This is a genomic window from Micromonospora sp. NPDC049089 (assembly GCF_040648775.1).
Taxonomy (GTDB): domain Bacteria; phylum Actinomycetota; class Actinomycetes; order Mycobacteriales; family Micromonosporaceae; genus Micromonospora.
Map to the genome: position 1 here is coordinate 1 of NZ_JBEZEH010000130.1, position 19,845 is coordinate 19,845.

At 72.1% G+C, this 19,845-nt stretch carries 19 protein-coding genes; 11 read left to right on the forward strand and 8 right to left on the reverse strand.

Going from position 1 to position 19,845, the window contains the following annotated elements; genetic code table 11:
• Positions 1–150 precede the first annotated feature (150 nt).
• Positions 151–1,755, forward strand: coding sequence for an ABC-F family ATP-binding cassette domain-containing protein (locus tag AB0B48_RS21485; RefSeq protein WP_357204154.1), 1,605 nt, complete (start codon positions 151–153; stop codon positions 1,753–1,755).
• A 19-nt stretch (positions 1,756–1,774) separates the two neighbouring features.
• On the opposite strand, the gene AB0B48_RS21490 is transcribed toward AB0B48_RS21485, so the two are convergent.
• Positions 1,775–2,374 (reverse strand): cadmium resistance transporter, encoded by a 600-nt coding sequence (locus AB0B48_RS21490; protein WP_357204156.1) that lies wholly within the window; start codon positions 2,372–2,374, stop codon positions 1,775–1,777.
• Positions 2,375–2,590: 216 nt separating this feature from the next.
• Here AB0B48_RS21490 and AB0B48_RS21495 point away from each other — a divergent pair, with 216 nt between their 5' ends.
• The 3 genes from AB0B48_RS21495 to AB0B48_RS21505 all read left to right on the forward strand — a co-directional run bounded on the left by AB0B48_RS21495 (position 2,591) and on the right by AB0B48_RS21505 (position 5,723).
• Positions 2,591–2,818, forward strand: coding sequence for a helix-turn-helix domain-containing protein (locus AB0B48_RS21495; protein ID WP_007462679.1), 228 nt, complete (start codon positions 2,591–2,593; stop codon positions 2,816–2,818).
• Positions 2,819–2,864: 46 nt separating this feature from the next.
• Positions 2,865–3,632 carry an enoyl-CoA hydratase/isomerase family protein gene (locus AB0B48_RS21500; RefSeq protein ID WP_357204158.1) on the forward strand — a complete coding sequence of 256 codons (768 nt, stop codon included), beginning with the start codon at positions 2,865–2,867 and terminating at the stop codon, positions 3,630–3,632.
• 114 nt (positions 3,633–3,746) lie between these two features.
• Complete coding sequence (locus AB0B48_RS21505; protein WP_355009984.1) at positions 3,747–5,723, forward strand: ABC transporter ATP-binding protein; 1,977 nt, start codon at positions 3,747–3,749, stop codon at positions 5,721–5,723.
• Positions 5,724–5,732: 9 nt separating this feature from the next.
• Here AB0B48_RS21505 and mug read toward each other — a convergent pair whose 3' ends face one another.
• The 6 genes from mug to AB0B48_RS21535 all read right to left on the reverse strand — a co-directional run bounded on the left by mug (position 5,733) and on the right by AB0B48_RS21535 (position 10,123).
• Positions 5,733–6,308: a G/U mismatch-specific DNA glycosylase gene (gene mug / locus AB0B48_RS21510; RefSeq protein ID WP_357204181.1), complete on the reverse strand. Its 576-nt coding sequence runs from the start codon at positions 6,306–6,308 to the stop codon at positions 5,733–5,735.
• A 131-nt stretch (positions 6,309–6,439) separates the two neighbouring features.
• Entirely contained in the window at positions 6,440–7,201 is a 762-nt protein-coding gene (locus AB0B48_RS21515) for an SDR family oxidoreductase (RefSeq protein WP_357204160.1), read from the reverse strand.
• Complete coding sequence (locus tag AB0B48_RS21520) at positions 7,186–7,731, reverse strand: hypothetical protein (RefSeq protein WP_357204162.1); 546 nt, start codon at positions 7,729–7,731, stop codon at positions 7,186–7,188. The genes AB0B48_RS21515 and AB0B48_RS21520 overlap by 16 nt, the downstream gene beginning before the upstream one ends.
• Positions 7,728–8,546 (reverse strand): DUF692 domain-containing protein, encoded by an 819-nt coding sequence (locus tag AB0B48_RS21525; protein WP_357204164.1) that lies wholly within the window; start codon positions 8,544–8,546, stop codon positions 7,728–7,730. Before AB0B48_RS21525 ends, AB0B48_RS21520 begins: the two co-directional genes overlap by 4 nt.
• Positions 8,543–9,469 carry a TIGR04222 domain-containing membrane protein gene (locus AB0B48_RS21530; protein WP_357204166.1) on the reverse strand — a complete coding sequence of 309 codons (927 nt, stop codon included), beginning with the start codon at positions 9,467–9,469 and terminating at the stop codon, positions 8,543–8,545. Before AB0B48_RS21530 ends, AB0B48_RS21525 begins: the two co-directional genes overlap by 4 nt.
• Before the next feature lie 81 nt (positions 9,470–9,550).
• Entirely contained in the window at positions 9,551–10,123 is a 573-nt protein-coding gene (locus AB0B48_RS21535; RefSeq protein WP_355009969.1) for a helix-turn-helix domain-containing protein, read from the reverse strand.
• Between the two features lie 77 nt (positions 10,124–10,200).
• On the opposite strand from AB0B48_RS21535, the gene AB0B48_RS21540 reads away from it, so the two are divergent.
• From AB0B48_RS21540 to AB0B48_RS21550, 3 genes are all read left to right on the forward strand, one after another.
• Positions 10,201–11,061: a carbon-nitrogen hydrolase family protein gene (locus AB0B48_RS21540; protein ID WP_357204169.1), complete on the forward strand. Its 861-nt coding sequence runs from the start codon at positions 10,201–10,203 to the stop codon at positions 11,059–11,061.
• Positions 11,062–11,126: 65 nt separating this feature from the next.
• A complete protein-coding gene (locus AB0B48_RS21545) occupies positions 11,127–11,771 on the forward strand; it encodes an HAD family hydrolase (RefSeq protein WP_357204171.1) in 645 nt (214 codons plus the stop codon).
• Positions 11,772–11,982: 211 nt separating this feature from the next.
• Complete coding sequence (locus tag AB0B48_RS21550) at positions 11,983–12,915, forward strand: RIO1 family regulatory kinase/ATPase (protein WP_357204173.1); 933 nt, start codon at positions 11,983–11,985, stop codon at positions 12,913–12,915.
• Positions 12,916–12,959: 44 nt separating this feature from the next.
• Here the strand turns inward: AB0B48_RS21550 and AB0B48_RS21555 are convergent, their stop codons facing one another.
• The gene (locus tag AB0B48_RS21555) at positions 12,960–13,208 is read right to left on the reverse strand and encodes a DUF2630 family protein (protein WP_091403743.1); all 249 of its coding nucleotides are present in this window, start codon (positions 13,206–13,208) and stop codon (positions 12,960–12,962) included.
• Between the two features lie 442 nt (positions 13,209–13,650).
• Between AB0B48_RS21555 and AB0B48_RS21560 the strand changes: the two genes are divergently transcribed.
• The 4 genes from AB0B48_RS21560 to AB0B48_RS21575 form a co-directional block, all read left to right on the forward strand.
• Positions 13,651–14,988, forward strand: a complete 1,338-nt coding sequence (locus AB0B48_RS21560) for a cytochrome P450 (protein WP_357204182.1) — start codon at positions 13,651–13,653, stop codon at positions 14,986–14,988.
• Positions 14,985–15,902, forward strand: coding sequence for a terpene synthase family protein (locus AB0B48_RS21565; RefSeq protein WP_357204175.1), 918 nt, complete (start codon positions 14,985–14,987; stop codon positions 15,900–15,902). Before AB0B48_RS21560 ends, AB0B48_RS21565 begins: the two co-directional genes overlap by 4 nt.
• Positions 15,895–17,511, forward strand: coding sequence for a prenyltransferase/squalene oxidase repeat-containing protein (locus AB0B48_RS21570; RefSeq protein WP_357204177.1), 1,617 nt, complete (start codon positions 15,895–15,897; stop codon positions 17,509–17,511). Before AB0B48_RS21565 ends, AB0B48_RS21570 begins: the two co-directional genes overlap by 8 nt.
• 123 nt (positions 17,512–17,634) lie before the next feature.
• Positions 17,635–19,845, forward strand: a 2,211-nt coding sequence (locus AB0B48_RS21575; protein ID WP_357204179.1) for a nitrate- and nitrite sensing domain-containing protein, incomplete at its 3' end; no start/stop codon positions are given.

The window sequence follows — 19,845 nt, forward strand, 5'->3', positions numbered from 1 at the left end:
CCGAGGAGGCGACCCGACCGGACGTACCCCTGCCCCGGGCCGAGGCGGCACCGGCGGTCGGTTGGTCGACCCCGTCGGGCCCTTGAGCCCGCCGGCCGTTTCGCGTGCCCCGAGTCAGCCTTCCGAACCCCGAGAGCGAGCCCCGCAAACATGATCACTGCCACCGGCCTGGAACTGCGTGCCGGTTCCCGGATCCTGCTGTCCGACACCACCCTGCGCGTGCAGCCCGGTGACCGGATCGGCCTGGTCGGTCGCAACGGCGCCGGCAAGACCACCACGCTGAAGGTGCTCGCCGGCGAGGGGCAGCCGTACGGCGGCCAGATCGACCAGCGCAGCGCCATCGGTTACCTGCCGCAGGACCCGCGCACGGGTGACCTGGAGGTCACCGGCCGCGACCGGGTTCTCTCCGCGCGCGGCCTGGACGTGCTGATGGCGCAGATGCAGGAGATCGAGGCCCGCCTCGCCGAGGACGCCAACGACAAGCTGGTCCGTCGGTACGGCGCGCTGGAGGACCAGTTCGCCGCCCTCGGCGGGTACGCGGCCGAGGCCGAGGCCGCGCGGATCTGCGCCAACCTCGGCCTACCGGACCGGGCGCTCGCGCAGACCATCGGCACCCTGTCCGGTGGTCAGCGGCGACGCATCGAGCTGGCCCGGATCCTGTTCCGTGACGCGGGCGAGAACGGCGGCGGCATCCTGCTGCTCGACGAGCCCACCAACCACCTCGACGCCGACTCGATCACCTGGCTGCGGGGCTTTCTCGCCAACCACAAGGGCGGCCTGATCGTGATCTCCCACGACGGCGCGCTGCTGGAGTCGGTGGTCAACAAGGTCTGGTTCCTCGACGCCACCCGGTCGGTCATCGACGTCTACAACCTGGGCTGGAAGGCGTACCTGGAGGCGCGCGAGACCGACGAGCGGCGCCGCCGCCGGGAGCGGGCCAACGCGGAGAAGAAGGCCGGCGCGCTGATGGCGCAGGCCGACAAGATGCGGGCCAAGGCCACCAAGACCGTGGCCGCGCAGAACATGGCCCGCCGCGCCGAGAAGCTGATCTCCGGCTTGGAGGAGGTGCGGGTCGCCGACCGGGTGGCCAAGGTGCGGTTCCCCAGCCCCGCGCCGTGCGGCAAGACCCCGCTCACGGCGACCGGTCTCTCCAAGTCGTACGGATCGCTGGAGATCTTCACCGACGTCAACGTGGCGGTGGACCGGGGCTCCCGGGTGGCCATCCTCGGGCTCAACGGCGCCGGTAAGACGACCCTGCTGCGGATGCTCGGCGGGCTGCTCAGCCCGGACACCGGCGAGGTGCACGCGGGGCATGGCCTGCGGCTGGGCTACTACGCCCAGGAGCACGAGACGCTGGACGTGGAGCGGACGGTTCTGGAGAACATGCGCGCCGCCGCGGTCGAGCAGTCCGACACCGACCTGCGCAAGATCCTCGGCGCCTTCCTGTTCTCCGGCGACGACGTGAACAAGCCGGCCGGGGTGCTCTCCGGCGGCGAGAAGACCCGGCTGGCGCTGTCCACCCTGGTCTGTTCCGGCGCCAACGTGCTGTTGCTCGACGAGCCGACGAACAACCTCGACCCGGTCAGCCGGGAGCAGGTCCTCGACGCCATCGCCAACTACCCGGGCGCGATCGTCCTGGTGACCCACGACCCGGGTGCGGTGCTGGCGCTCAAGCCGGACCGGGCCATCCTGCTGCCCGACGGCGACGAGGACGCCTGGAGCGACGACCTGCTCGAACTTGTCGAGCTGGCCTGACCAAGCTTCTGGCCGGGCCTCAACCGAGCAGGTCCACCAGCCGGCCGACGACGCCGGAGCTGACCAGGATCGCCACGCCGATGCCGATGAAGATCGTCGGCACCAGCCAGTGGCCGGCGCGTTCGACCAGCCGGACAACCCGTGGGTGCCCTCCCAGCCACGCGCCGACGGCACACCACAGCGCGATGAGCAGCACGAAGATCAGGAGGAACACCGCGCTGTCGGCTGCGCCGAGGGCTCGGAAGACAGGTACGTAGACGGCCACGTTGTCGGCGCCGTTCGCGATCGTCACGCCGGCCACGCCGAGCGCTCCGGTCACGACAGTGGGGGTCTCGTCCTCGTCGGAGTGACGCAGCGCGCGTACGCCCAGCGCGATCGGTAACAGGCCGAGAAGCCCCGTCCACGGGTCCGGCACCACGAGCAGCCCGGCGGCCACCACCGCGCTCGCCAGCGCGAGCGCACCGATACCGACGTATTGGCCGGCGACAATCTGCCACGGGCGGGGCCGACCGGTGGTGCGGGCCGCGACGAAGAACAGGGTCAGGATGACGATGTCGTCGATGTCGGTCGCGGCGAAGACCACTGCCGCTCCGGCCGCCGTGCTGAGCAGGTCGATCACGACGGCAGGTTACGGCTTGTCGGCAGCAACCAGCGCCGGCGGGTGGTACGCCCGGACGCCGCGGCGGGCCGCATCGCCAGGATCACTCTATCGGGAAGCTGACATTGCATAGCGTGTCGGTTGGCGAAGAGTTGATATCTGGCGCATGATCGTTCGAGGCGGTCTAATAGGTGGGACCGTATCCGAACCGCACAGTCTGGGACGTGAGGACACAGCATGGCAGCCACTGGCACAGCCACCAGCACTGAGAAGGGTCGCCGGATCGTCGGAGCCGAGCGTCAGACGCTCGCCAAGGACCTGGTAAAGCGGTACACCTCGGGGGAGAGCATCCGCGCGTTGGCGGCCTCGACCGGCCGTTCCTACGGGTTCATCCATCGAGTGCTCACCGAGTCCGGCGTGCAGCTGCGTCAGCGCGGTGGCGCCCGACGCCGCAAGAAGGCGTGACCCGCCCCTCAGCGTCGTCCACCAGCGCCGCGCCCCGGGAAGTCCGGTGACCGCCGAGGCGACCGGGGTTCGGCTGACTTGCGACGGGCCGGTCGCCACGGTGACGTTGTGCCGGCCCGACGTGCTCAATGCCCAGACGCCCGCGATGTGGCGAGCGATGAGCGACTTTTCCCGCGACCTGCCCGGCGACGTGCGGGTGGTGGTGGTCCGCGGTGAGGGCCGCGCGTTCTCGGCCGGCCTCGATCTCGCGGTGGCGGGCGCCTCCGGTCCGGGGTCGTTCGCTGAGCTGGCCACGCTGCCCGAGCAGGAGTGCGCCGAGCGCATCGCGGAGTTCCAGGCCGGTTTCACCTGGCTGCACCGGCCGGATGTCGTCTCTGTCGCGGCCGTGCAGGGCCACGCGATCGGTGCTGGCTTTCAGCTCGCGCTCGCCTGCGACCTGCGAGTGCTGTCCGCGGACGCGAAGATGTCGATGGCCGAGGTGACCCTCGGCCTGGTGCCGGATCTGGCCGGGACGAAACGCCTCGTCGAGCTGGTCGGCTATTCGCGGGCGTTGGAGATCTGTGCGACAGGCCGCCGGTTGGACGCCGCCGAGGCGGACCGGATCGGGCTGGCCACCCTGGTCGTATCCCCGGCCGAGTTGGACGGCGCGGTGCGGGATTTGACCGCCGGCCTGCTCTCCGGGGCCCGCGACGCGGTGGTCGAGATCAAGGCGCTGCTCGCCGGCGCCGCCGGGCGGTCGCACGCCGACCAGCAGCGCGCCGAGCGGGAGGCACAGACCCGTCGGCTGCGTGACCTCGCCGGCACTGGAGAATAGGTAAGGACCGCACGGGAAGATCCGGGTTACGACCGAGGTTGTCACACTCGTCGGGAGAATTGACCTGACGGTGCGGTCTGCCCGGCAACCCGGAGGTGAACGATGTCCAACCCGATGTCCGGCGGTGGCATGGCCGGGTGGAGCATGCTCCGGTCGATGCGTAACCGCGACGAGGTCTCCTCCCACCGGCTCAAGCGCGGGGTGGCCCGCCGCATCGTCGATTTCGCCCACCCCTACCGGCGCGACATCATCGTCTTCCTGGCCACCGTGGTGTTGGCCGCCATCATCGGCGTGGCCACTCCGGTGCTCGCCGGCGACGTGATCAACGCGATCAACGAGGGCGGCACCGAGGCCGGGCGGCTCGTGGTGCGGCTGGCCCTGTTCATCGCCGCGCTTGCGGTCGCCGACGCGCTGCTGTCGCTGGCCCAGCGGTGGTATTCCGCCCGCATCGGCGAGGGCATCATCTTCAACCTGCGCACCCGGGTCTACGACCACGTGCAGCGGATGCCGTTGCAGTTCTTCACCCGCACCCAGACCGGCGCCCTGGTCAGCAGGCTCAACAACGACGTGCTCGGCGCCCAGCGGGCGTTCACCTCCACCCTGTCCGGTGTGGTCAGCAACGTCATCCAGTTGGTCCTCACCGCAGCGGTGATGTTCACCCTCTCCTGGCAGATCACCGCGCTGTCACTGGTGCTGCTGCCGATCTTCATCATTCCGGCCCGTCGGGTCGGCAAGCGACTGGCCGAGATCACCCGCGAGGCGTACAACCTCGACGCCAAGATGAACGCGACGATGACCGAGCGGTTCGGGGTGGCCGGCGCGCTGCTGGTGAAGCTCTTCGGCCAGCCCGAGATCGAGGCCCGCCGGTTCGGCGACCGGGCCGAGCGGGTCCGCGACATCGGCATCCAGTCCGCCATGTATTCCCGCACCTTCTTCGTGGCGATGCTGCTGGTCGCCTCGCTGGCGCAAGCGCTGACCTACGGTCTCGGCGGCTGGCTCGCGGTGACCGGCGGCGTCAGCGCCGGCACCGTGGTGACGCTCGCGCTGCTGCTCACCCGCCTGTACGGGCCGCTCACCGCGCTCTCCAACGTCCGGGTGGACGTGATGAGCGCGCTGGTCTCCTTCGACCGGGTCTTCGAGGTGCTCGACCTCAAGCCGGGCATCGTGGAGAAGCCCGACGCGGTACCGGTGCCCCTGGGTGCCGGCCGGGTCGACTTCCGCGACGTGCGTTTCCGCTACCCGAGCGCCGCCGAGGTCTCCCTCGCCTCCCTGGAGGAGGTCGCCACCCTCGACCGGACCGTCAACGAACCGGTGCTCAAGGGGGTCTCGTTCAGCGTCGAGCCGGGGCAGATGGTCGCGCTGGTCGGCCCGTCCGGGGCGGGCAAGTCGACACTGTCGATGCTCATCTCCCGGATCTACGACGTCAGCGACGGGCAGGTGCTCGTCGGCGGCGTGGACGTGCGTGACGCGACGCTCGCCTCCCTGCGCGACGAGATCGGTGTGGTCACTCAGGATTCGCACCTGTTCCACGAGACGATCGCCGAGAATCTGCGCTACGCCAAGCCGGACGCTACCGACGACGAGATCTGGGCCGCCCTGGCCGGGGCGCAGGTGGCCGATCTGGTTCGGGCGCTGCCCGACGGTCTGGACACCACGGTAGGGGAGCGCGGCTACCGGTTCTCCGGCGGCGAGAAGCAGCGCATCGCGATAGCGCGACTGCTGCTCAAGGCACCGTCGATCGTGATCCTCGACGAGGCGACCGCTCACCTTGACTCGGAGAGCGAGGCGGCGGTGCAGCGGGCGCTGTCGGTGGCGCTGGCCGGGCGGACCGCGCTGGTGATCGCGCACCGGCTCTCCACAGTGCGAGACGCCGACCAGATCCTCGTCCTGGACGGCGGACGGGTCGTCGAGCGGGGACGGCACGACGAGTTGGTGGCCGTTGGTGGGCTCTACGCCGAGCTGTACCGCACCCAGTTCGCGGTCGCCGACTCGCCCACCCCGTTCGTCGACGCGACCGGTGCCGAGCCGGTGGTCATGCCGCTGGGCACCTACCGCGCCGACGAGGTGCTGCCACCGGCCGCCGCCAACTGACGTCGTGGATCACAGGGCTGGTAGCTCGGTCGCTGCCCGCAACTCGGCGAACGCCAGGCTCAGGGTGACCGGGGTGAAGTGCGCGTTCAGGCCGCTGGGGTTGGGTAGCACCCACAGCCGCGCGTCGGCCAGCGTCTCCGGTTGCGGCCCGAAGGCTGCCTTGGGCCGCTGGAAACCGATCCGGTACGCGGTCACCCCCACCACTGCCACCCAGCGCGGCCGGTACCGGGCCACCTTGTCGGTCAGGATCGCCGCGCCGTCGAGGAGTTCCTCGGTGCTCAGCTCGTCCGCGCGGGCACTGGCCCGGGCGGCCATGTTGGTGATGCCGAGCCCGAGCGCTGGCAGTTCGTCCTGTTCGCTGGGGTGCAGCAGCCGGGGCGTGAACCCGCCCCGGTGCAGCGCCGGCCAGAACCGGTTGCCGGGTCGGGCGAAGTGCCAGCCCGTCGCCGCCGACCACAGACCCGGGTTGATGCCGACGAAGAGCACCTCCAGGCCGGGAGCGAGGACGTCGGGAATCGTCCGGTCCGCCGCTGCCGCGAGGTCCGCGCGGGTCGGCCGGGTCGGGACGGACCGCCGCGCCTTGATCGACTTGGGTTCCTGGACGTCGGCGTGTCCTGGTCGCGTCGACAGCCCGGCTTCCGTGATGTCGAGTCGATCAACGCCCGGGTCCGGCCCTGGCGGCGTCACCGTGCGGGCGGGTCGGGGCCGCTCGGCTGTCACAGCCCGCGCAGCGCGCCGCCGTCGACCGGCACTGTGATTCCGGTGAGGTAGCTCGCGGCGGGGGAGAGCACGAACGCGGCCACCCGGCCGAACTCGGCGGGGTCGCCGACGCGGCGCAGCGGGATGCCGGCCTCCGCCTCGGCGCGGGCCCGCTCCGGGTCACCGGTCGCTCCGAACAGTTCCCGGTTGCGGTCGGTCATGATCCGGCCGGGCAACAGCCCGACCACCCGGACCCCACGCGGACCGTAGTCGTCGGCGATGTCCTTGGCGGCCCCGACCAGGCCGGGCCGCAGGCCGTTGGAGATGCCGAGGCCGGGCACCGGGCCACGCGCCGAGGTGGAGAGCACCAACCCGATCGCGCCGCCCTCGGGCAGGGAGTTGGCGACAGTGCGTACGGCGCGGATGGTGCCCAGGAAGACGGTCTCGAAGGACAGCCGCCACTGCTCGTCGGTGACCGCTGCGGCGTTGCCCGGCGGTGGTCCACCGACCGAGATCAGCGCGCCGTCGAGCCGGCCGAAGTGTTCCTGGGCGGCGGCGACGAGCTGCCCCGGGGTCTCCGGGTGGGTCAGGTCCGCGGCCAGCCCGATGGCGTGCTCCGGGCCGCCCAGCTGCTGCGCGGCGGCGGCCACCGCGTCCGGGTCGCGGGCCGAGAGCACCACCCGCGCACCGTCGGCGACCAGGCTCTGTGCGGTCGCGTAACCCAGACCGCGGGAGGCGCCGGTGAGGACGTACACGCGGTCGGTCAGTCCGAGATCCATAACTCCGATCCTGCCGCATCCGGTAACCCGTCGCCAGCACGGGTGGACAGCCGTGGGGCGGGGCGCAGCAGGCGTACCCGGCCGGCGATCTGCAGCGCGACGGCGCCGCCGGCGCGGCCCACCGCTGGCGCCCGGCGCGGGCGCGGCGCTCGAAGCCCGTCGTAGCGCAGGCGTGCCTCCCGGACGGCCAACTCCTCGGCGGCGGCCGGGGGGAGCGCCTGCTGGGCGCGCAGCGACCGGGCCAGGTCCCAACCGTCGCGCAGCGATCCGGCGGTGGGTCGCCGGGCGGCCCACTCGGCGAAGGTGGCCGACCAGCGGGCGCCGAGACCTGCGGCGAGCAGTGGCCAGTGCCGGGCCACCTCGCCGGCCCGTTTGCGCAGCAGGGCCGCGCGGGTGGCGGCCAGCGGGCCCGGCGCGAACCCCGCCGGTGGCTCACCCCCGGCGACCAGCGCCGCGACAAGTTCGGCCTGCCGTTCGGCCAGCCCGACGCGGGGCGTCGGCGCGCTGCCGCCCTCTGGTGTGCCCGTCATGTCACGGCCGGAAAGCCCGCGGCGGCGGCCAGGGCGTCCAGTTCGGCGCGGAGTTCGACGGCCGGCGGATAGTGGCCGTCGCGCTCCAGCAGCAGGGCCGGCGGTCGCCGTCGGGCGCAGAGCGCGCCGAGAAGCTCCAGCACCGCTGTCGGCACCGGGTCGGTGTGGGTGTCGTGGTAGAAACCGCCGTGTTCCGCGCCGCCGGCCACGTGGGCGTACGCGACCCGTTCCAGCGGCAGGCGGTCCAGCAACGCCAGCGGGTCGGCACCCCGGTTGCGGGCGTTGGCGTGCACATTGGCCACGTCCAGCAGCAGCAGTGCTCCGGTCCGGTCGAGGATCTCGGAGAGGAAGTCCGCCTCGGTCAGCTCGTCGTCGGGCCAGTCGACAAGGGCGGCGATCGGTTCCAGCGCGATCGGCACCGGAAGCTCGGCCTGCGCCCGGGCCACGTTGGCGCAGACCGCGTCGACGGCTTCCCGGCTGCGGGGCAGCGGCAGCAGGTGACCGGCCTCCAGGCCGCCGGCCCGGACGAACGCGATGTGCTCGCTGACCAGCGGGGCGTCCAGGCGTTGTGCCACCGCGGCCAGGTGCGCGACCCGGGCCGGGTCGACCGGCTCGGCGCCGCCGAGAGAGAGCCGCACCCCATGGGGTACGACGGTCACCGCGCGGTCCCGCAGCTGGGTCAGGCCGGGCGGGAGCGGCCCGGAGGCGGGCACCCCCTCGGCCACCACCTCCACGAAGCGCAGGCCGGGCAGCTCGCCCACGAAACCGGCGATCTCCGGCCGCCAGCCGATACCGACGCCGGACGGGCAGGTCATCCGCCGCACCCCCCGCCGCCGCACCCGCCTCCGCCGCCGCCGCAGGAACTGCCGCCGTCCGAGCCGGAGCTGTCACCACCGCCCGAGGATCCGTCGGATCCTCCGGACCAGCCGCTACCGGCGGCGGCCTGGCGCTGGATCTCGGCCTGCTCGGCGAAGCCAGGGTCGAGCGCCCAGAGCGAGGCGGTGCCGTACAGGGCCACGCCCATCGCCGCACCGGCCGCTCCGTAGGTGGCGTAGGCCGGTGCGGAGGCGGGGGCGAGGTGGGTGTGCTGGCGGCGGACGGAGCGCAGAGCGGCCCGACCGGCTCGGGTGAGCATCGGGACCCGACGCAGCACCAGCGTGACGATCAGGAGAGCGACCAGGGTCAGCAGCAGGTAGCCGACCGGGCGGCCGCTGAACAGGCCGGAGACCAACCGGAGCACACCGAGACCCAGCAGGGCGATCAGGAGCGTGGCCCAGAAGCGGGCCCGTGCGCGTTGCGCGTCGTTGGTCAGCAGCCCGCGCTCCTCCAGGCCGTTGCGGATCTGGTGCAGCGCGACGCGTACGCGCTCGTCCTGGGGCAGATCCCGGACCCGCGAGTGCTGGTGGGCTGCCCAGTGGATGGCCTGGTCCAGGGGGGTGAGTCCGGTCGGTGCGGCACCGACGGTGGTCAGTCGGCGGTCCGGTCGTACGCCGACCGCGCCGCTGCCGCGCAGCCCGCCGAGCGCCGCGTGCACCGCGAGTTGGGGGCCGCCGTTGAGGTACGCGACCTGCTGTGGTCCGAGGGGATCGGCGGTCATGGCACCGCTCGACCCGACCGCCAGACGGAACCGCTGGTACGCCACGATCGCCACCAGCAGGATGGCCGCGGCGATGTAGTAGCGGAGGAAGGTCGGGCCGGAGATGCCCCAGGTGTCGCCGGACGCGGCGTGGACGGTCATCGACTGCTCCTGTCACCGGAGGGATCGGCGGCCCCATTGTGGAGCAGCCTCGCCACGGTCGACAGACCGGTGTGCGCGCGGCTAGTGCCGGCGGACCGCCTCCTCGACGAGGTCGAGCACCGGGCCCAGGTCGCCGGCCGGTCGGCCCATGGCCAGGTGCAGCACCAGGCCGTCGTAGGCCAGCTCCAGGAACTGGGCCAGCACGTCGATCGGGACGTCCTCGCGCAGCACCCCGGCGTCGCGCTGGCGGGCCAGCCGGTCCCGGGTCGCCTCGGCGATCGCGGCGGACCGCTCCGCCCAGCGCTTGGCGAACGCCGGGTCGGTGCGCAGCCGGCGGGATACCTCCAGTTGGCTGCCCAGCCAGCCGGTGGTGTCCGGCGAGACGGCGCGAGCGAGGAGGTCGCGCATAACCTGGACCAGACCGTTGCGGGCCACCGTCTCGACCATGACCGCGGCGTCGTCCTCGGCGACGGCAAGGAAGAGCGAGTCCTTGTCGCGGAAGTGGTGGAAGATCGCGCCACGGGACAGGCCGGTGGCCTCTTCGAGGCGGCGTACGGTCGCCCCCTCGTAGCCGAGCCGGGCGAAACACGCCCGGGCCGCGGCGAGGATCTCCTGCCGGCGAGCGTCGAGCTGGTCCTGGCTTACTCTGGGCACACGTCGATCGTCGCAGGTCACCCCGGGGCACGCAAACCGTACGTACGGCTTGGGATGTTGCCGACTACCATCGCCCGGTGACCCAGCCCCACACCCTGCCCAACTCCCCGCTGACGGTGGCCACCATCCAGGCCACCCCCACACCGGGCGACGTCGCCGGCAACACGGTCATCGCCGCCGACCTGGTCCGCCAGGCCGGTGAGCGGGGCGCCCGGGTGGCCGTCCTGCCGGAACTGTTCCTCTGCGCGTACCACCCGCCGGTTCTCGCGGCCGACCCGGCCGGCACGGACGTCGCGGCCGACCCGGCCGGGATGGTCGCGGATCCCCGGCTCGACCCGCTGCGCGTCGCGGCGCGCGAGGCCAGCGTCACCGCGGTGGTCGGCGCGGCCGTCCGGCACCCCGACGGCCGGCGGACCATCGCGGCGCTGGTGGTCGACCGGACCGGCGAGGTGCGGGTCGGGTACGACAAGCAGCAGTTGTGGGGCGGCGAGCGGGAGCTGTTCAGCCCCGGCGACCGGGGTGCCACGCTGCTCGTCGACGACTGGCGGCTCGGGCTCGGCATCTGCTACGACGGCTGTTTCCCCGAGCACGGCCGGGCCGCCGCCCTCGACGGCGCGCACGCCTACCTGTGCCCCAGCGGATACCTGGCCGGCTCCGAGCACCGCCGGGACCTCTACTACGCCGCACGTGCCCTGGACAACACGATGTTCGTGGTCTTCGCCAACGCGGTCGGAGGGGCCGATCCGTGGCGGTTCAACGGCGGTGCGGCCATCTACGACCCCGAGGGGCGGGTGCTGGCCCGCGGGGCGGACGACGGCACTGCGGTGCTCGTGGCGACGCTGGATCCCGCAGTGCTCGCGGCCACCCGGACGGCCCACTCGATGCTTCTCGATCGGCTGCCGGACCAGGGCGGCGCCCGGCTGTCGATGCCTGGCTGAGCCTGCCGTCAGCTCGATACCCGCCGCATCTGTTAACCGACACGTCGGTCCCGTAGGGTGCCCGAGTGCCACTGCTCCTGCTGGACCTGGACAACACCCTGCTGGATCGGGCCGGGCCGTTCCGCCGCTGGGGTGAGCGCTTCCTGGACAGCATCGGCGCGCCCCACACCGACATCGACTGGCTGATCTCGATCGACGCCGACGGTCTGACCGACCGCTGGGACCTCGCCGACGCCATCCGGGACCGTTACGATCTGCGGATTCCCTCGATCGACCTGGTCGAGGAGCTGCACGACGGGGTGGTGGCGCAGACCCGGCTCGATCCGCTGACCGCCTGCGCGCTGCGGATCGCCGACGACGCCGGCTGGGTGCCGGTGGTGGTCTGCAACGGCACCGTGCGCGTCGAGGACGCCAAGATTCGCCAGACCGGGCTGGACCAGTACGTCGCGGACTGGGTGATCTCCGAGGAGGCCGGCGTCAGCAAGCCCAACCCGAGAATCTTCGCGCTCGCCGCCCAGCGGGTCCGGATGCCGCTGCGGGGGGCGTGGGTGATCGGCGACAGCCCGGAGGCGGACATCGGCGGGGCCGCCGCCGTCGGGCTGCCCAGCGTCTGGCTGCACCGGGGGCGCACCTGGTCGGACGTCCGGTTCGCGCCGAGCCGCACCGTGGACGGGTTGATCGCCGCGGTCGCCACCGTGCTGGCCCGCTGAGGGTTTCCGCGCTGCCGGCCGTGCGTCCGAGCGGTCGTTCGGGTGGCGGCCCGGTAATTCGGTTGACCGGCCGACGTGGTCGTACGAGCATTGTCCGCGCATGGTGCATCCCGGGCGTGTGCCCGGTCGAGGAGAGGAGGCGGGTCATGGCCGTCTTTGCAGGTCGCTTCCAGCTGCCTATCTCAGCCTCGACCAAGGGAACCTCACCACAGTGCGCGATCATGACCTTCCGGCGCTTGAGCGCCGGAGCCGCGGCAAGAGCCGCTTCGACGACGACGAACAGCAGTTTCTGAAGCGCGGGCGGCCCACCGAGCCGCCCGCAGACCCGGACAGCGAACCTGACCCGGACACCGGCGAGCGCTGGTCGTCCTGGGACGACGCCGTGCACGGGCCACAACCGCACCCCGCCTGGCTGGTCACCGAGTTGGCCGCCAAGGACACCGAGCTGGGTGTGTTGAAGACCGGCAAGGAGGCGGACGTCCACCTGGTCCGTCGGGCCGTGCCGGACACCGACCGGTCCTGTCTGCTCGCGGTGAAACGCTACCGCGATCCCGAGCACCGGTTGTTCCACCGCGATGCCGGCTACCTGGAGGGCCGTCGGGTGCGCCGGTCCCGGGAGAACCGGGCGATGGCCAGCCGGACGGCGTTCGGCCGGCAGATGATCGCCGGGCAGTGGGCGGCAGCCGAGTTCGCCGCGCTGAGCCGGCTCTGGGAGATCGGCGCCGGGCACGACCGGATCGCCGTGCCGTACCCGGTGCAGTTGCGGGGCACTGAGCTGATGCTGGAGTTCGTCGGTGACGCCGAGTCGGGAGAGGCGGCACCCCGACTGGCCCAGTTGCGACCCGGCCCGACCGAGCTGCGTGACCTGTGGGCCCAACTGGTGGAGGCGCTGCGGGTGCTGGCGCGGGCCGGCTACGCGCATGGCGACCTGTCGCCGTACAACCTGCTCGTGCACCAGGGTCGACTGGTCGTGATCGACCTGCCGCAGGTGGTCGACGTGGTGGCGAACCCACAGGGGCCGGAGTTCCTGGCCCGCGATGTGCGGGTGGTCGGCGCCTGGTTCGCGGCCCGGGGTCTCCCCGCGGAGCTGGTGGACCCGGGCGTGTTGACCGGAGAGCTGCTGCACGAGGCGGGCCTGCGCTGATCGGAGCGGGTCGGGCGGCCGCACCGCCCGACCCGCCACGTCGGCTATTGCAGGTAGCGCTCCACCTCGGGCTTGGGGCGTTCGCCCTGGGCGTCCGGGTCGCCGTGGGTCTCCCGGGCGGCCCGTCGGCGGCGTAGCAGGTCCCAGCACTGGTCGAGGGACTCCTCCAGGGCGCGCAGCCGCTCGCTGGCCTCGCCCTCGGTGCCCGACTCGTGGGCCTGGGCGTCGGCACGCAGCTTGTGTTCCTCGTCGACCAGCTCGGAGATCCGGTTCAGGATGGTCTTGTCGTCCATGCCACAGAGCCTGGCACAGGGTGCCGGGCGTCGCCCGGATTCGGGGGTACCGGTGCGTCCCGGATCACCGACCCGCATCGGTCGGCCCGCCGTCGCCCTGGCGGAGAGGTGGCAGCCCGGCCGGCGGGATGCGGCCAGCTTCCGCCCGTCGTGGTGGCGGGGTCGGCCACCCGGCGGGTGCGACTCCTGAATATCCATTCTGGATTTGCTCGACGTAGGACATCGATGATTGTGCCTTCGCTTAGATGGAAATTGCGCTGTCCGCAAGTCTGGAGGTGCCCCCCGTTTGGTGAGATGCTTCCGGCGGCCCATAAGGTGAAAGTTTCATCAACCTGACCGACCGAAGTAGACAGTCGCGGTCGTCGGGACGACGAGGAGACGTGGTTCGATGTCGCAGGTGTCCGAGACGCGTCCCGTCACCGTCAGCGCCGAGCCCCGGACGATCCCGTTACGACGCGTTCTCCCGGCACTGGCCCGCGATCCGCTGGGCGCACTCGTCGACTTCGCGCAGGACGCCGGCGGTGACGTCGTCCGGCTCAACCTCGGCTCGTTCCGCCCCTATCTGGTCAGCCACCCTGAGCACCTGCAACGCATTCTGCGGGACAACGTTGCCAACTACACCCGGGACGGCGACGGGTTGCTCTGGCGCCCCGTACGCCGAATAGTCGGCGACGCCATCCTGGTCGCCGAGGGTGAGATCTGGGAATCCAGCCGAGGCGCGCTGCAACCGTTGTTCACCGCCAAGCGGGCCGAGATGCTCGTCGACAGGATGGCCGAGGCGATCAACGAGGCGGTCGACGAGTGGCTCGAACCGGCCCGCGCCGGTCGCCCGATCGACGGCGGAGCCGAACTGACCCGGATCGTCCTGCGCACCACAATGCGGGTGCTCTTCGCCGACCGGATCTCGGTGCCCGACGCGCTGCGGATCAGCGCCGCACTGGACACCGTCACCACCGCGATGCTCCCCCGACTGCTGATGCCCGTCGTGCCGTACGCGGTACCGATGCCCGGCGACCGGCGCTTCCGCGAGGCGGTGCGCACCATCGACGAGGTGGTGCTGCCGATCATCCGGGAGGCCCGGGCCCATCCCACCGACGGCGAGGACATCATCTCGACGCTCTGCCGGCCGCGCGCCGACGGCAGCGAGCCCGACGAGTACGCGATCCGCGGCGACGTGGTCGCGATGTTCTCCACCGCCACCGAGACCACGATCGCCCTGCTCTCCTGGCTCTGGCCGGTGCTCGGGTCCCGGCCCGACGTGGCCGAGCGAATGACCGACGAGATCGAGCGGGTGGTCGGCGCCGAACGGGTCGGACGCGAGCACCTGCCCCAACTGCGCTACGGCCGGATGGTGCTCGACGAGATGCTGCGGCTCTACCCGGCCGGCTGGATGATCCCGCGCACCGCGGTCGGCGACGACGTGCTGGGCGGGGTGCGGGTCAAGGCCGGCGGCACCGTGCTGGTCAGCCCGTACGTGACCCAGCGGATGTCGACCTTCTGGACCGACCCGACACTCTTCGACCCGGAGCGGTTCGCGCCGGAGCTGCCCCGGCGCCGTTACCGCTACTCCTACTTCCCGTTCGGCGGGGGCCCGCACCAGTGCCTCGGTCAGTACCTGTTCCTGCTGGAGGCCCAGCTCATCGTCAGCACCGTGCTGAGCCGCTACCGCTTCCGGCTGCGCGAACCGGTCGATCTCACCCCCCGGATGGGCGCCTCGCTGCAACCCAAGCAACGGGCCGAACTCATCCTCACCCCGGTCGAGCGCCCGGCCGCATCGTGACGGGGACCCCGCGACCGGCGCGGGCCGGTCAGGACGCGGTCGCCGAGCAGGGCCGGGTGTGCGCACTCGCCGTACGGGGCGTACGCGACCTTCAGACCGTCACCGCCGCCCATCCCGAGCTGTTCGACGCCGCGCCGTTCGACCCGGCACTGCTCAGTTCGGTGGCCACGGCCATCGCCTTCACCGCGCCGTGGCACACCGCCGCCGAACTGCGGATCACCACCCGTACCCTGCTCTGGGTCTTCGCCGCCGACTGGCAGGTCGACTACCTCGCCCGGTCCGTGGACGACGTCCGGGAGGTCGTGAATGACTGCCTGGCGGTGGCCGACGGCGCCGCGCCGCCACCCGGGCGGCACCTGGCCCGACTGCTGGCCGACCTGCGCGACGAGCTGACCACCGTGCCGGCGTTCACCCGGCGGCGCCCGATCTGGCGTGACGAGCTGGCCCGGATGCTCGACGCCGTGGCGCGGGAGTGGGACTGGAAGAACCTGCCGACCGACCCGACCACCGGGCGACGCCTGCCGGACCTGGACCGCTACCTGGACAACGCGGACAACTTGGCCTGCTCCTTCGTCAACGCCACCCACTGGATCGCGACCGGTGACGACCGGACGCTTGCCCAGTTGACCGACCTGCTGGACGCCGGACGTGGCGTGCAGCGGGTGCTGCGGTTGGTCAACGACCTCGCCACACAGACACGTGACGCCGAGTGGGGTGACCTGAACGCCCTCTCGCTCGTCGACGACCCGGCGCAGGTGCACGACCGGCTGGCCGAGCTGACCGCCCGCTCCCGGGGAGACCTGGCCGCCCTCGCCGAGCGGTGCCCCCGTCAGGCGGACTACCTCAACCGGCAGATCTCCTTCACCGGCGGCTTCTACCAACTGTCGGACTTCTGGGGACTGCGCGATGAGTGACTGTGGCACCCGCTTCCTCGCCGACGCGGCGACGACGACCGAACCGGTTGCCGACGCCGCCCGCGAGCTGGTCGCCGGCCTCGGCCTGCGGCCGTGGGGGGAGGTCGCCGCGTCCGTGTACGAGACGGGGCGGCTGGTCGCCGTCGCCCCCTGGCTGACCGGGCACCACCAACGGATCGCGTTCCTGGTGCGCACCCAGCGCCCGGACGGGGCGTGGGGCCCACCCGAGGGGTACGCCCTGGTGCCGACGCTGAGCGCCACCGACGCGCTGCTCGCCGTGTTGTCCGACGGCAGGGCCGGGACGGAGCTGCTCGCCCCGGTGGCCCGTGGGCTCCGCGCGCTCGTCGAGACGCTGCTCCGCGCGGACGCCCGGACCCTGCCGGACACCCCCGCGCTGGACCTCATCGTTCCGGCGCTGGTCGACACGATCAATGGCCGGCTCGCCGGGCTGAAAGGAGCCGCCGCCGACCGACTGGACCGCGCGCCACTGCCGCTCCCGGCCGGGCTGAACCGGGACCGGCTGCGCGCGGTGCGGTCCGCGGTGGCCGCCGGAGCGGCGCTGCCGCCCAAGTTGGCCCACTTCTACGAGATCCTGGACGCGGCACCCCCCGACGCTGGCCCCACGCTCACCGCGGTCGGCGCTTCACCCGCCGCGACCGCGGCCTGGCTGAGCGTCGCCGGCCCGGCTGCCGGCCCCGCCGCGTACGCCTTCCTGCGGGCGTTGATCCGCGACGGAGGCGGCCCGGTGCCCTGCCCGGCACCGATCACCGTCTTCGAGCGCGCCTGGGTGCTGAGCGGTCTGCACCGGGCCGGGTTCACGGTCGACCCGCCGGACTCGGTCCTGGAGAGCCTGACCGCTGCCACCGCCGGCCAGGGCATCGCCACCGGCGACGGCCTGCCGACCGACGCCGACACCACGGCGGTCTCCCTCGACGCGTTGGCCCGACTCGGCCGTCCGGCGGACCCGGCCAGCCTGTGGGTGTACGAGACGGCTGACGGCTTCTGCACCTGGCCGGGGGAGGACGGTTTCTCGGTCACCACGAACGCCCACGTGCTGGACGCTTTCGGTCAGTACGTGAGCCGGTACCCGGATGCGGACGGTCGCTACCACCGGGCGGTCGACCGGCTGAGCGCGGTGCTGACCGGGCGTCAACGCGCGGACGGCGCCTGGCAGGACAGATGGCACGCCTCGCCGTTCTACGCCACCGCGTGCTGCGTGCTGGCACTTGCCGAGTTCGGGCGGGGCGCGGCTGCCGCCGAGGCGGTGGATCGGGCAGCCGCCTGGGTGCTGGACAGCCAGCGCGCGGACGGCTCGTGGGGGCGGTGGGACGGCACCGCCGAGGAGACCGCGTACGCCCTCCAGGTGCTGTTGACGGTGCCGACGACGGTGCCCCGGGTCGACGCGGCCGTGGCGCGCGGGCACGCCTACCTGCACGAATCCGCCGCGCGGGAGCACCCTCCACTGTGGTACGGCAAGGAGCTGTACTGTCCGACAGTCATCGTTCGCGCCGCAGTGCTCGCCGCCTGCCGACTGGCCGGCATCCGTGCCTCCGGGGTGGACCGATCGGTGGTGGATTGCGGTTACCAGTCAACAAAAACAGCGACTTGAGGGGTTGTGTGGACACTGCTAGCGTACGCAGAGCCTCAGCCCGGATGCCCCGCTGTGGTGGGACGTCGCCCCCTCTGATCATTCGTTGATGAGCTGAGTCAACGCCCGGCCTGGGACGGTTCAATGCGTTCTCGCGGTACGAGTATCCGCACCAAGGTTGTCGCCCTGCTGCTCTCCCTGGTCGCGCTCTGGATGTTCGCGGCGTGGGTGACCCTGCGTGACGGCTTCAATCTCCTCGGTATCCAGTTGCTCAACAGCAAGATCTACACGCCCAGCGAGCCGCTGCTGCAGGAACTCCAGGTGGAGCGGCGGTTGACCCAGGCGTACCTGAGCAATCCCGAGGCCGCGCAGCGGACGGCCCTTGAGGCCGAACACCTCAAGACCACGCAGTTGGCCGGCGCCTTCGCCGACTCGGTGCGCCACTGGCAGGTCGACATGGCCGGCAGTTCCGCACTGGACAACCAGCTCCGTATGACGATCGCCCAGGTCGACACGTTGAAGCAGACCCGCGCCGAGGTGCTCGACCGCAAGATCGATCGGATCGCCGCCGCCGAGGCGTACACCGGCGCGATCGAATCGATCTTCCAGATCTACGACGTGACAGGCAGCCTGGACGACAAGCAGATCGCCAGCGAGGCCGCCGCCCTCATCCAGCTCAACCGGATGAAGGAGCTGGTCTCGCAGGAGGACGCACTGCTCAGCGGCCTCTTCGGCAACGGGCGGATGAGCGGTGCCGAGTACGCCCGCTACGTCGCGCTGGTCGGCGCGGAGCGGTTCATCGGTGAGGAGACCCGGGTCCGGCTCGCCGACGCCGACCAGCGCCGCTACCAGCAGCTCGTCGAGGGTGAGGCGTTCACCCGACTGCGCGCCGTGCAGGACAGCATCATCCGCGAGGGCCGGCCGTCGACGCAGCTACCGGTCGGCGCCGAGCAGTGGCGCGGCACCGTGGAACCCGCGCTGGCCGAGATCAACGACGTCGTGATCGACGGCGGTGAGGGCGTCGTGGACCGGGCCACCGGCGTCGCCGTGATGGTCGTCGTCCGGCTGGTGCTCGCCACCGGTCTGGGCCTGCTCGCCGTCATCGCCTCCGTCGTCGTCTCCATCACCACCGCGCGGAACCTGCTGCGCCAGCTGGAGCGGCTGCGACAGGCCGCCTGGCAGCTCGCCGACGAGCGGCTCCCCCGGGTGGTGGACCGGCTCGGGCGCGGCGAGGAGGTCGACGTGGCCACCGAGGCGCCCCCGCTGGAGTTCGGCACCGACGAGATCGGTCAGGTCGGTAAGGCGTTCAACGCCGTTCAGGAGACCGCCCTGCGCACCGCCGTCGAGCAGGCCGACCTGCGTCGCAACGTCCGCGAGGTCTTCCTGAGCCTGGCCCGACGCACGCAGGCGCTCGTCCACCGTCAGCTCACCCTGCTCGACGCGATGGAACGCCGCGAGCACGACGCGGAGGAGCTGGAGGACCTGTTCCGGGTCGACCACCTCGCCACCCGGATGCGGCGCAACGCGGAAAACCTGATCGTGCTCTCCGGCTCCACCCCTGGTCGGGCCTGGCGGCGCAACGTCCCGATGGTCGACGTGGTGCGCGGCGCCGTGGCCGAGGTGGAGGACTACACCCGGGTCAACGTGCTGCCGCTGGGTCCTGTCTCGCTCGCCGGCCGCGCGGTCGGCGACGTCATCCACCTGCTCGCCGAGCTGATCGAGAACGGCCTGTCGTTCTCCCCGCCCCACACGACGGTCGAGGTCCGCGGCCAACTGGTCTCCAACGGCTTCGCCATCGAGATCGAGGACCGTGGCCTCGGCATGAGCGAGGAGGACCTGGCCGCGGCGAACCACCGCATCGTCGACCAGTCCGAGCTGAACCTCGCCAACGCCGCCCGCCTCGGGCTCTACGTGGTGAGCCGGCTGACCGAACGGCACGGCGTGCGGGTACGGCTCAAGGAGTCCGCGTACGGCGGCACCACCGCTGTCGTGCTGATCCCGCTGGAGCTGGTCACCGAGGCCGACGCCTCCCCGGAGGACTCCGGCTCGTTCCGGACCGGCTCGGCCATCCCGATGCCGCCGGCACCCGCCACGGACACCGGCCGTACGACCCCCCTCGCACCGGTCGCGCTCGCCGCACCGACGACCACCACGTCGGAGGTGGCGGTGACCTCGGCGGCGCCGAATCCAGCCGACACCACCGCGCCGACGACGGACGGCGAGGCCGAGGCGGACACCGTTCTCCCCACCCGGCAGCGGACCACCCCGGCAACCAGCGCCCCCGACCTGCCCACCCGCGCCCGGCGCGGGCCCGCTCAGCCGGCCTTGGAAGCCCCGACAGTGCCCACCGGGCTG

What these genes read in the sequence shown, in the direction of transcription:
- AB0B48_RS21495 (WP_007462679.1), top strand. Translation starts at nt 2,591, where the DNA reads ATGGCAGCCACTGGCACAGCCACCAGCACTGAGAAGGGTCGCCGGATC.
- AB0B48_RS21505 (WP_355009984.1), top strand. Translation starts at nt 3,747, where the DNA reads ATGTCCGGCGGTGGCATGGCCGGGTGGAGCATGCTCCGGTCGATGCGT.
- AB0B48_RS21555 (WP_091403743.1), bottom strand. Translation starts at nt 13,208, where the DNA reads ATGGACGACAAGACCATCCTGAACCGGATCTCCGAGCTGGTCGACGAG.
- AB0B48_RS21515 (WP_357204160.1), bottom strand. Translation starts at nt 7,201, where the DNA reads ATGGATCTCGGACTGACCGACCGCGTGTACGTCCTCACCGGCGCCTCC.
- AB0B48_RS21570 (WP_357204177.1), top strand. Translation starts at nt 15,895, where the DNA reads ATGAGTGACTGTGGCACCCGCTTCCTCGCCGACGCGGCGACGACGACC.
- AB0B48_RS21525 (WP_357204164.1), bottom strand. Translation starts at nt 8,546, where the DNA reads ATGACCTGCCCGTCCGGCGTCGGTATCGGCTGGCGGCCGGAGATCGCC.
- AB0B48_RS21485 (WP_357204154.1), top strand. Translation starts at nt 151, where the DNA reads ATGATCACTGCCACCGGCCTGGAACTGCGTGCCGGTTCCCGGATCCTG.
- AB0B48_RS21530 (WP_357204166.1), bottom strand. Translation starts at nt 9,469, where the DNA reads ATGACCGTCCACGCCGCGTCCGGCGACACCTGGGGCATCTCCGGCCCG.
- AB0B48_RS21520 (WP_357204162.1), bottom strand. Translation starts at nt 7,731, where the DNA reads ATGACGGGCACACCAGAGGGCGGCAGCGCGCCGACGCCCCGCGTCGGG.